Consider the following 12,291-nt stretch of genomic DNA (forward strand, 5'->3'; position numbering starts at 1 on the left):
ATGCTTTTTGTTATTAATTAAACACAACTTCAATGGGATTATTGATTTTACGACTAAAGTCGCTAAGGTATTTCTCCCAATACCTTTTAGTTGGGTATTGATTGGCTTCTTTCCACGCAAAACCAGCGTAATAAACCACTTTACCATCTTCAACTTTTAATTGCGCATACAAATTACTTCTATCCTTTTGAGGTGTTACATAGTATTCTGATGACAACATGGTTCCTTCCTTAGCTACAACAGCTGTTCCTAGTTCTGAATTGAAATAATTAGGTTCCCAATAAGAAATCCAACCCTTATCAGGGTTTTCTGTTATTTCGCCATCATTTTCATGAAGCGTTAATCCTACAGATAACACATCTGCACCCGTAGTATGTATTTCAAATCTGGAAAGATTGCTTCCATAATCCAACGAGATATATTTTTTTTCTGTAATAACTTGTCCATCAGCATCCCAATCAGCATATTCCAAAACGAAACTTGTTCTAATTGGTCCTGTTGTAATGGTTTTCCAACCTGTGAAATTTTTAGAAATGTAATACGTAGAATCTTTTTTTACTGCTGTTCCGCCAACACCTCTACTAGAACCTACATGAAAATTATCTAAACCTTCACCGTGATCGATATGATAAAATCCTGGATCTTTATCATTTTCTGCATACCATTTATTAATAATGGGGTAGTCTACTTTTTTTAACCATGCATCAATTCCAGAAGACAATGTACCACCTGGAACAGAATCTTCAATCATTTTTTGTGCTGTTGGTCCATAAGTTCTAAAAGCTACTTTGTTATTTTCCCAAGCATAATCGTCTGTACGTTCAGGAACAAATCTTGAGTAACAATGCATTGTTGCTGTAGGTTTAGCCCCTTCTCCTAACATAACCAATTCATATTGCTTCTCAGAGTTTGGATCTAATTTAGGTTGAAACAATAACACATCGGCTGCTCCATCACCATCTTTATCTACAAATTGAGAAACAACAAGTACATCTTTTGAAACATCTTGTACCTGAAGATCTTCAAAATTTTGGTCTTCAGATAAATTTAAATCTGCTTTTGAAATTTCAATCGTTTCAAAATTTCTTGGTAAATCCAAATTGTTCTTTAAAGTAATTACTGTTTTTCCTTTTTGCTTAGCACCACAACTCACTAATATTGTAAATACTAAAGCATATACATAAACTACGCTTTTTTTCATCTTAATTTTCGTTTGAAGGTTTTCCTATAGTTGCCAAAATTCCACCGTCTACATATATTACATGTCCGTTTACAAAATCGCTAGCTTTAGAGCTTAAAAAAATAGCTGCACCAGCCAAATCGTTTGGATCTCCCCATTTCGCAGCTGGGGTTCTGTTGATTATAAAGTCGTTAAATGGATGTCCATCAACACGAATAGGTTCTGTTTGCGAAGTAGCAAAATAGCCTGGGCCTATACCATTAACTTGAATGTTATGTTTTGCCCATTCTGTTGCCATGTTTTGCGTTAACATTTTAAGTCCTCCTTTAGCAGCAGCATATGCCCCTACACTATTTCTACCCAATTCACTCATCATAGAGCATATGTTAATTACTTTCCCCTGTTTTCTTTTTACCATGTTTTTTACTACATGTTTAGAAACAATAAAAGGACTTACTAAATCGACATCAATGACTTCTTTAAAATCTGCCACTTCCATTTCTAATAATGGCGTACGCTTGATGATACCTGCGTTGTTGATTAAAATATCTATAGGACCTACTTCTGCTTCAATTTTAGCAATAGCTTCTATTACAGCCGCTTCATCCACCACATTAAATTTAGAACCTACAGCTTTAATACCCTCTTTTTCATATTCTATAATAGCCGCATCAATTTTTTCTTGAGAAGAATTACCATTTACAACTATGGTAGCTCCTGCCAATCCTAAACCTCTGGCCATTGCCATACCTAACCCATGTGTGCTTCCTGTTACTAGGGCTACTTTTCCTTTTACATCAAATAAATTTAAACTCATATCTTTTATCTTAAATCGGTTATTTTAGCAACATCCATATCGCCATAATCTAAATTTTCTCCTGCCATTCCCCAAATAAAGGTATAATTTGACGTACCTGAACCTGAATGAATAGACCAAGGTGGAGAAATAACAGCTTGATCGTTTTGCATCCAGATATGACGTGTTTCTTGCGGTTCGCCCATAAAGTGACAAACAGCTTGATCTTGAGGAATATCTAAGTAATAATAAATTTCCATTCTACGGTCATGAACGTGTGCCGGCATGGTGTTCCATACACTACCTGTTTTTAATTCCGTCATACCCATTTGCAATTGGCATGTGGTAACAATACCACCAATAATCATTTGGTTTACCGTACGGTGGTTGGCTGTTTCCAAAGAACCCAGCTCTAATTTATTGGCTTCAGCTTTACTCACTTTTTTTGTTGGATAATTGGTGTGTGCCGGTGCAGAGTTAAAGTAGAATTTAGCCGGATTTTTAGCGTCTTGACTAGCAAAAACAACTTCTTTATTGCCCATACCTACATAAAGTGCATCCTTTAAACCTAATGGATGTACAATACCATCAACAATAACGGTACCATTTCCGCCTACATTTATAATACCTAATTCTCTACGCTCTAAAAAGTAAGGAGCCTTTAATGGATCAATTGTCTCCAATGTTAATGTTCCAGCAACAGGAACGGCTGATCCTGCGATGTAACGATCGTAATGTGTATATGTTAAAATGATTTTATCTTTTTGCATTAAGTTATCGATTAAAAACTCATCGCGTAACTCTTTGGTGTCGTACTTTTTCACCGCTTGCGGACTTGATGCATAACGGCTTTCATAAATTGTACTCATGTTGTGTTGTTTTTATTTTTGTTATTATTAATTCTGTTTAATAATTTGATTTGGTTTTGATTCCCAAAATTGAGAATAATTTCTTTATTAAATTCGTTTTTATAATTTAAAAATACAATCCATTAGCTTCCATTTTTCACCTGGTTTGGAATTCGGCAATGCCTTTTGATAATTCCACATAAGGGTTTCCCATTTTTGAACGGTTTCATTTTTAGAATCCATTTCACCTTTTTTTTCTAAAGAAAAGGAATCATCTGCTTCAACTATCATAAATAAGCGATCTTGAACTAAATAGATTTCAGCATCAATAATTCCAGAATCTTTGATACTTTTCAATATTTCTGGCCAAACATTTTTATGGTAACTTACATATTCATCTATTAAGTTTTGATCGTTTTTAAGATCGAGTGCAAAGCAATAACGTTTCATTAATTGTTGTTTTAAATTGTTTTGTTTTAGTTGTTAGATATTACGTCATCTGAGGTTTCATGTCTTTTAAAAACCCTTAAACCATACCACGCAATATATATAAAACAGATAAGTGGTAAAATAAATGAGAAATTAACTTCTGAAACGCCTGCGATTTTTATTTCATTAACACCTGAACCTCCTAAATCTATGATGGAACCTTGCCACTGTGGCATTAAAGCACCACCAACAATAGCCATAACCAAGCCTGCTGCACCAATTTTTGATTCTTCTTCATTAAGTCCGTCCAAGGCTATACCGTAAATAGTAGGGAACATTAAAGACATACAGAATGAAACCCCTACCAAACAGTATAAGCCCACCACGCCATTTATCCAAATTGTTCCTATGGTGCAAAACATGGCTAAAAGCGCGAAATACATTAGTAGTTTACCAGAACTAAAAAAGCGCAACAAATACGTTCCAATAGCACGCCCCACAAGAAATAAAATAAAAGCTACAAATTGATAATTCGCGGCCGTTTCACTATCAATGCCCATACCTTCAGCATATTGGTAAATATAGGTCCAACACATAATTTGTGCACCAACATAAAACACTTGCGCCAAAACCCCTAAAGTATACTTATTGTTTTTTATTAATGAAGAAAATGTTGCTTTGATGCTAGGTACTCCACCTTCATCTTTTGCTTGAGGCATTTTATTTATGGCTATTAAAATAAAAACACCAATAATAACTAAACCTAGCACAACATATGGATTTCTTATCACCATTAAATCGGCCGTTTTTATCATTATTTTTTTTGCTTCAGCCAATTCACTAAAATTCGCATAATCATCTGACTGCAAATTTTTCAAAACAAATTGTTGCGCCACTAACAACCCTAAAAGCAAACCAACAGGGTTAAATGCTTGCGCTAAATTTAAACGTTGGGTTGCGGTATCTTTAGCTCCCATTGCTAAAATATAAGGGTTGGCGGTAGTTTCTAAAAAAGCCAATCCGAATGTTAAAATATATAAGCCTAAACAGAAAAACCAAAATTGTTCTGTTATAGCCGCTGGGTAAAACAATAAGGCGCCTATAGCATAAAGTGCCAAACCTATTAATACGCCTGTTTTATAAGAATATTTACGCACAAATAATGCTGCTGGTAGAGCCATACAGAAATACCCTCCATAAAATGCCATTTGAACCCATGCTGCTTGTGAGTTACTAAGTTCTAAAACTTTTTTGAAAGCCTGAACCATGGGATCGGTTACTGCATTTGCAAATCCCCATAAAGCGAATAATGATGTTACTAGAATGAATGGTACTAATACCTTTTTTGAAACAACTGGAGATTTATGAATGTTTTCCATATATTTTTTTAATTAGTTTAAGTTGGGTTTAATTTATTTATTCGATTGATCTATCTAAATGGGTATAACCACCATCTACATAAAGTAACTGCCCTGTGGTATGGCTAGATTTGCTTGATAGTAAAAAGGCTACGGTGTCGCCTATCTCTTCAGCAGTAGTCATTCTTTTTTCAAAAGGAATGTGTTTTGTTATAGCCGCTAGTTTTTCTTCTTTATCAGGAAATGTGCTTATCCATTTTTCATATAAAGGGGTATAACACTCGGCTACAATTAAGGCATTTACCCTGATGCTGTATGGCAGAAGCTCTACAGCCCACTCTCTGGTTAAGGCATTACGACCTCCATTTGAAGCTGCGTACCCCGAAGTACCTCCTTGCCCCGTATCGGCCGTTTTTGAACCAATATTCACTATGGCACCTTTGCTTTTCTTCAATTCTGGTAATGCATAATGCGCCATTAAATAATAATGAACCAAATTTCGTTTTAATGAAGACATGAAACCTTCTAAATTACCATCTTCTAAACCAACACCATCATTCACCCCTGCATTGTTTACAAGACCATCAATACGGCCGTATTTGGCAACAACTTCATCTACTGCTCTTTTACACTGTTCGGCATCAGTTAACTCTGCTAGTGCATAAAACACATCGTGACCTTGCTCATTAAATGTCTCTAAAACCTCTATAACACTTTCTTTGTTTCTTGTAACAATTACAGGAATGGCATTTTCCCTTAATAAAGATTCTACGATACCTAAACCAATACCTTTAGAGCCACCTGTTACTATAATTACTTTATTTTCTAATTGTAAATCCATTTTGTATACTTATTATCTTTTAATGTTATAGATTCTTATTGCATTTTCTCCCATCACCTTTGCACGGTCTTCTTTAGAAAAATCAACAAAATAATTTTGAACTATTTCTAGTACTTTTTGATATTCGGCAGCCAATAAACATACTGGCCAATCGGAACCATAAAGTAATCTGTCTACACCAAACGCTTCAACAACTGCATCAATAAATGGTTTGAATACCGCTTCATTACCTTGAAAATTTTCGACTTCGGTTACTAAACCTGAAATTTTACAAGCTACATTTTGATGGGTTGCTAAGGTTTTAATATTATCCAACCAAACAGCATCTAAAGCTTCAGACATTCTTGGTTTGGCTATATGATCTAATACAAATTGCTGCTTCGGAAATTTTTGTACCAACTTAATGACATTTTCTAGATGATGTGGAAACACCAAGATATCGTAAACCAGTCCAAACTGTTCTAATTTACCAATACCATTTTGAAAATCGGGTCTTAAAACAAAGGTTTCACTTTCGGCCTGAACAATATGGCGAACACCTTTAAACAGTTTATTTTTTGAAAAATGTTCTAGTTGGGTTTCAACGGAATTTGAAAGTAAATCTACCCATCCTACAACGGCCTTGATAAACGGATTTTCTTCAGCACATTGCAATAAAAACTCAGTTTCTGCTTCAGATTGATCTGCTTGTACAGCAATACAACCATCTACCCCATTTGTTTCTAAAATAGGCTTTAAATCTGAGGGTAAAAAATCTCTTCTTATAATAGTCATAGAATCATTGATCCAGCTATCTCTAACTGGATCATAATTCCAAAAATGCTGATGCGCATCTATAACCATAATTAAGCTTTGTAGTTTTTACAAACTTGCTTAGAAGTTCCTAAACCTTCAATTCCTAATTCCATCACATCACCTTCTTTTAAATATACTGGTGGTTTTAAACCTAAACCTACGCCAAAAGGTGTTCCTGTTGAAATGATATCACCAGGTAAAAGGGTCATGAATTGACTGATGTGACTCACAACGTGTTGTACGTTAAAGATAAAATCGGAGGTGCTGCTATTTTGCATCATTTTCCCATTTAACTTTAACCATAAATTTAAATTATTAGGATCTTTAATTTCGTCTTTAGTTGCAATAAAAGGACCTACAGGTGCGAACGTATCACAACCTTTACCTTTACACCATTGCCCTGAACGTTCAATTTGAAAAGCACGCTCACTAACATCATTATGCAATACGTAACCAGCTATATGGTCATTGGCATCTGCCTCTTCAACATACGATGCTTTTTTTCCAATTACAATGGCTAATTCTACTTCCCAATCAGATTTTGTACTTCCTTTTGGTATTATTACATCATCATAAGGACCCACTAAAGCTGTTGTAGATTTAAAAAATAACACAGGCTCTTTTGGAACTTCCATACCTGCTTCTGCTGCATGTTGTGCATAATTTAACCCAACACATACAATTTTTGAAGGACGCGTTAAAGGCACTCCTAAACGTGTGCTTTCTGGAATTACTGGACAGCTTTCTTGATTTTCTTTTAACCAATTCGCTAGTTTTTCGATACCATTATTTCCGAAGAAGGTTTCATTATAATCCAATCCAAATGCTGATACATCTATTTTAGTTCCATTTTCTAACTGCACCCCTGGTTTCTCGTTTCCTACAGCGCCAAATCGTATTAGTTTCATGTGTATATATTTATTATTTTTTAATGGTCACATGCTGTTTGCTATTAATCATACCATTGTGTGATAATGCTTTTAACATGCTCGTTTCATGTGTTTTTATTTATTATTTTTTAGTTTCCGTTTAATGTTACAAATCCGCCATCAATTGCATAATTGGACCCTGTGATAAAGCCTGCTTCATCTGAACATAAAAACAAAGCCAAATCTGCCATTTCCTGTGGTTTTCCCATACGGCCAATTGGTTGTGTTTTTGATAGTTTATCAAACATTTCTGCTTCTTGTCCTGGATAATTTTTACTAATAAACCCATCAACAAAAGGTGTATGAACACGCCCCGGAGAAATGCAGTTGCAACGAATTCCGTCTGCAATATAATCTTTTGCTATGGAATATGTAATAGTTAGAACCGCTCCTTTTGTCATAGAATACGCAAAACGGTTATTTATGCCAACAGAAGAGGCTATGGATGCCAAATTTAAAATAACACCTTTACTTGCTTTTAGTGCTGGCAAACTTGCTTTAATACAGTTGTAAACCCCTTTTATATTTACGTTATACAATCGATCCAAATCGGCTTCTTCTACTGCTTCAATATTACCAATATGGGCAATCCCTGCATTATTGATTAAAATATCTATGGAATCATTTTTAGTGATGGATTCTACAATATCACTTACATTCGTTTGGTTTGAAACGTCGCATTTGTGGGCTTCAGCAGCTTCACCAAGTGCCTTAATTTCTGCAACGGTTTCTTCAGCACCTTCCATATTAAAATCTAAGATATGTACTTTGGCACCTTGCTTTGCAAACGTTAAAGATATAGCTTTACCAATACCACTTCCACCACCTGTAACAAGTGCTACTTTATTTTTTAAACTGAATTTTGTCATGTTTAATCAATTATTTTTATGAAATTATTTTATAAAGACATGCCTCGTTTCCAAGGAATAAAATCGTCTTGTCTTAATTGTCTTGCTTTCGTTTGTTTTCCACTAGCTACTTCAATAACATAGTCTAATAAATCTTCACCCGCTTTTTCAATGGTTGATGAACCTTCTATAATAGTACCCGTGTTAAAGTCTATAATATCAGGCATTTTATTAAACAATTTAGAGTTTGAAGATACTTTTATAACAGGCGTAATAGGGTTTCCGGTTGGTGTACCTAAACCTGTTGTAAACAAAATGATGTTACATCCAGAACCTGCCAAACCTGTTGTAGATTCCACATCGTTACCCGGTGTACATAATAAGTTTAAGCCGCTTTTTGTAACCTGCTCGGTATAATCCAGTACATCTTCTACGGGTGAAGTTCCACCTTTTTTAGCTGCTCCGGCCGATTTTATGGCATCGGTAATTAAACCGTCCTTTATATTTCCTGGTGACGGATTCATTGAAAACGCTGCTCCTAAAGCTTCCGCTTTTGAATTATACGTAGACATTATATGTGAAAATTTCGTTGCTTTTTCAGGACTTGTACATCTATTAATAAGTTCCTGTTCCACACCGTTAAGTTCTGGAAATTCCGACAATACTGTAGCACCACCTAAACCAACAATTAAATCGGATACATAGCCTAAAGTTGGATTTGCTGAAATACCTGAAAACCCATCAGAACCACCACATTCCAATCCAATAACCAATTTTGATAAAGGTGCCGGTTTACGTTCTATTTTATTGGCTTCAATTAAACCTACAAAAGTTTTCTTAACCGCTTCGGCTAACAATTCTTTTTCTGAGACCGCTTGTTGTTGCTCTAAAACATACACCGGTTTTTTATTGTCGGCAGCCATTCTATTCAATGCATCTTGCAAAATACTGGCTTGAGCATGTTGGCAACCTAAACTTAATACGGTGGCGCCTGCTACATTGGGGTTGTTAATATAACCTGCCAATAAATTACATAAAGTAACAGCATCTGAAGTAGCACCACCACAACCGCCATCGTGGGTTAAAAACTTGATACCATCTACATTTGGGAATAGTGGGTTTTTAGACTGATCTTCACCTTCTACTAAAATATTTTTTTCTAAAATGGCATCTGTTGATGCTCCAGATTTGTAATCGTTAATTAACGCATCTACATCTAAACCTAAATGTTGTTTTTTTCCATAGCCTAATTTTTCAACCAAAGCCTGTTTCAAAACTTCTACATTTCTATTTTGGCAGAAAACCAATGGAATAATTAACCAGTTATTCTCTGTACCCACTTTACCGTCTGCACGGTGATAGCCTTTAAATGTTTTGTTTATAAAGTTCGATACATCTGGTGCTTGCCAAACTTCTTTTTCTTTTGAATCGTTAACAGCATATTCCTCGGTATCATGTACTAAGTTGGTTGTGCTTATAAGATCGCCTTTGGCAATAGCTTTTTTTGCTTTACCAACCAATACACCATACATGTAAACCGAATCGCCTGGAGCCAAATCCTCGGTTACAAACTTATGCTTCGCAGCTATGTTGCTTTGAAGTGTATACTCTTTGTTTTCAAAAGAAATGGTAGCTCCTTTTTCCAAATCGGTTAAAGCTACAAGCACATTATCTTTTGCATGTATTTTCAATACCTTCTGTTGATCTTTCATTTTAAAAAAAAATTATAAATTGATTACACAAAAATAATATAGATATCTATGAATGTCTTCTAAAACTCATGCCATTACTAATACTATTTTTGCCCAAATAGAACTAATCACTTAAAAAAGTGTTCGTTATATCACTACTTTTTTAATTTATATACCTTGAAATTATCTGCTGTCATGTGGTTTTTTACAGTTCTAAACCCAAAATAACCAGATGTGTAGGGGTTTGCATCTTCGAGTTCTGCCAACAATTGATTGTCTCTAAAGTAATGAATAGTCCCGTTATTTGCAATAATTTTGATATGATAGGTTTTATTAGGTTCTAACATATATTGAGAATCAGTTAAATCGTGCTGCGGAAGCAATGGTCTTTCACCGTTACCAACATACCTTCTAAAACGCGTTGTACCATTATCATTTCCGCCAACACCCATATAATAAAGTTTCAACGAATCGTAGTTTGAAAATTTTCCGCCACGTTTTTCAGAATTTGCAAACAGATTGTTTGGGTTTTCAGGGTCAGTGGCCATCCAAAAACAGTTTAAATCGGAAACACGATCATTTGGCCCTCCGTTTTTAATCATAAATACATCGTATTCAATCATAATGGGCCCTTCAAACTTTTTATTTAACCAAACGGTACAACCGGCAACGTCATCAATTTCCAATTTACTATTTTTTACTTCTACAGTTCCTTTTGGCATTTGCTCCACGATCCAGTTCTCTAAACCATTATCAAAATTTTCCTGAAAAATCAACTCGGTTTTTAATGTTTCACCTTTAATATTTACCGTGCTTTCTTTACTAGAACAAGCACTTAAACAAAGCAACAAAAGAGCCACTGCAACTATAGCGGCTCCCTTAATTTTAAACGGATACTTTTTAAATTTTAAATAATTCATTATTTTATTTGTTTAATTAACACCACACTCCATGGAGTAAGTTCTTGATTTATGGTTAGCACACCATTTTTATCTGCTTTTAGATACTTTGTATCCATGGTGTTTGCGAAAGTTTTCATTACTTTTATTTCTTCACGTGTTGGGGGTTCTGGTTTCCCCATGGCTTCCCAGAAATTATGAATATTACCGTGGTCTTTATCTAAAATTTCAACCATAAAATTACTTTCTGCTTTTAATCCTGTTAAAGTGAAATTAAGTTTTTTAGACGTTCCTGTTTCACGTTTATCCGAACCAGAAGGTACCGCATTTCGTATTCTTTAGGATAGTTATAAGCTAAAGCAACAATGTTATTATTTTTAGAATTTTTACTAACGAAAAGATAATCATCTTTATATAACTTTTCCTCACCCAACTGATGCAACATACGGTACGCGTGATAGGATGGTTTTACCAAGCCTTGAAAATTAATCATTCCAAAACCACCATGAAAAATACTGGAAGCACCACCTTTTTCTTCAAAAATATCGGTAAATGTCCATAATGCCAATGAGTTTGTTAACCCAATACACTCTAAATTGGATTTTACAATATAGGTTGCTGCCGGTAAACGATCGTGCATGTGATCGCGACTGCTTGGGCTGGTGTGCCACTCGGTAAGGTGCAATTCCACATTCGGGAAATCGCTTTTAGCAATGGTGTTTTTTAACCACTGCAAATCATCCTTAACGGAATGCACGTAACGCGTTAAACCTTTTCCTTTTCCGGTTTCTGGGTTAAAGGCATAATCGGTTGGATATGGGTGTGTACTCACAAAATCTACCGGTAAATTTTCTTTTTTACAGTATTTTAGAAAATCCTCGATCCATACGCCATGCCATTTTAAACTATTGATGTCTTTTGTGTTGAACACAGCTTCAGAAGCTTCATCGTTTGTTTTTTCACCATCAAAACGCGTATCGGGTACAAAATTACTGGTTGATGGTCCGCCGACTTTTAAACGCTTATCAACAGATTTAACGGCCATCGCTGATTGTTTGTACAACTCAAAATACTGAGATTTGGTACCATCCCAAAAGAATGGATACAGATTTGGCTCATTCCAAACCTCAAAATACCAAGTTAACACCTCATCAATCCCGTAACGATCTACACAATGCTGGGTGAATGCTTTTACCAAATCGTGGAATTTTTCAAAAGAATCTTCCGCTGGTGTAATATTGGCTTTCCACCAAAAAACAGTTTTAGAATTTTCTGCCGCCATACTCGATGGAAAGAATGCCAATTCCACAAAAGGTTTTACGTTTAAATCCAGCATTCTATCAAACAAATCGTCTATATATTGCCAGTTGTAAACAAGCTTTCCTCTTTCTTCCACAATTGGGAACATATCATCATGAAAAAGTCCGTGGAAACGCACGTATTGAAATCCACAATTTTCTTGAACCTGTTGTAATTGCTCTAACCAACCAGCACGCAACCCTTCATTGGCACGACCAGCACCAACCATTTTGCTCCAATAGTGGTCAAATTTTTCACCTTTGCTATTCGCATCAATAGTCACTACTTTTTGAGCCAATACATTTACGCTACTCAATACAGCTAAACTTAAACAAAGGATTCCTGTTTTTATGCCGTAAAGTTTATGTTTTATCATGT

At 35.3% G+C, this 12,291-nt stretch carries 13 protein-coding genes; all 13 read right to left on the bottom strand.

From position 1 onward, the window contains the following. Positions 1–13: 13 nt before the first annotated feature. A complete protein-coding gene (locus J8H85_RS09150) occupies positions 14–1,201 on the bottom strand; it encodes a DUF4861 domain-containing protein (protein ID WP_209654833.1) in 1,188 nt (395 codons plus the stop codon). 1 nt (position 1,202) lies between these two features. After that, positions 1,203–1,997: a gluconate 5-dehydrogenase gene (locus J8H85_RS09155; RefSeq protein ID WP_209654835.1), complete on the bottom strand. Its 795-nt coding sequence runs from the start codon at positions 1,995–1,997 to the stop codon at positions 1,203–1,205. A gap of 5 nt (positions 1,998–2,002) precedes the next feature. Continuing rightward, entirely contained in the window at positions 2,003–2,845 is an 843-nt protein-coding gene (gene kduI / locus J8H85_RS09160) for a 5-dehydro-4-deoxy-D-glucuronate isomerase (protein WP_209654837.1), read from the bottom strand. Between the two features lie 99 nt (positions 2,846–2,944). Further along, positions 2,945–3,274: an L-rhamnose mutarotase gene (locus J8H85_RS09165; protein ID WP_209654839.1), complete on the bottom strand. Its 330-nt coding sequence runs from the start codon at positions 3,272–3,274 to the stop codon at positions 2,945–2,947. 26 nt (positions 3,275–3,300) lie between these two features. Continuing rightward, entirely contained in the window at positions 3,301–4,632 is a 1,332-nt protein-coding gene (gene fucP, locus J8H85_RS09170) for an L-fucose:H+ symporter permease (RefSeq protein WP_209654840.1), read from the bottom strand. 37 nt (positions 4,633–4,669) lie between these two features. Continuing rightward, entirely contained in the window at positions 4,670–5,452 is a 783-nt protein-coding gene (locus J8H85_RS09175) for an L-fucose dehydrogenase (RefSeq protein WP_209654842.1), read from the bottom strand. A gap of 12 nt (positions 5,453–5,464) precedes the next feature. Further along, positions 5,465–6,295 carry an amidohydrolase family protein gene (locus J8H85_RS09180; RefSeq protein WP_209654844.1) on the bottom strand — a complete coding sequence of 277 codons (831 nt, stop codon included), beginning with the start codon at positions 6,293–6,295 and terminating at the stop codon, positions 5,465–5,467. 2 nt (positions 6,296–6,297) lie between these two features. Continuing rightward, the gene (locus J8H85_RS09185; RefSeq protein ID WP_209654846.1) at positions 6,298–7,155 is read right to left on the bottom strand and encodes a fumarylacetoacetate hydrolase family protein; all 858 of its coding nucleotides are present in this window, start codon (positions 7,153–7,155) and stop codon (positions 6,298–6,300) included. A 110-nt stretch (positions 7,156–7,265) separates the two neighbouring features. Beyond that, positions 7,266–8,045: an SDR family NAD(P)-dependent oxidoreductase gene (locus J8H85_RS09190; RefSeq protein ID WP_209654848.1), complete on the bottom strand. Its 780-nt coding sequence runs from the start codon at positions 8,043–8,045 to the stop codon at positions 7,266–7,268. Between the two features lie 29 nt (positions 8,046–8,074). Continuing rightward, on the bottom strand, positions 8,075–9,736 hold the full coding sequence (locus tag J8H85_RS09195; RefSeq protein ID WP_209654850.1) for a UxaA family hydrolase: 1,662 nt from the start codon (positions 9,734–9,736) through the stop codon (positions 8,075–8,077). 134 nt (positions 9,737–9,870) lie between these two features. Next, positions 9,871–10,635 carry a DUF6250 domain-containing protein gene (locus tag J8H85_RS09200; protein WP_209654852.1) on the bottom strand — a complete coding sequence of 255 codons (765 nt, stop codon included), beginning with the start codon at positions 10,633–10,635 and terminating at the stop codon, positions 9,871–9,873. Then, the gene (locus J8H85_RS19050) at positions 10,635–10,850 is read right to left on the bottom strand and encodes a hypothetical protein (protein ID WP_209654853.1); all 216 of its coding nucleotides are present in this window, start codon (positions 10,848–10,850) and stop codon (positions 10,635–10,637) included. The genes J8H85_RS09200 and J8H85_RS19050 overlap by 1 nt, the downstream gene beginning before the upstream one ends. 26 nt (positions 10,851–10,876) lie before the next feature. Then, positions 10,877–12,289, bottom strand: coding sequence for a GH39 family glycosyl hydrolase (locus tag J8H85_RS09210; protein WP_209654854.1), 1,413 nt, complete (start codon positions 12,287–12,289; stop codon positions 10,877–10,879). Positions 12,290–12,291: the final 2 nt, after the last annotated feature.

It is taken from the genome of Mariniflexile gromovii, from assembly GCF_017814435.1.
GTDB lineage: Bacteria > Bacteroidota > Bacteroidia > Flavobacteriales > Flavobacteriaceae > Mariniflexile > Mariniflexile gromovii.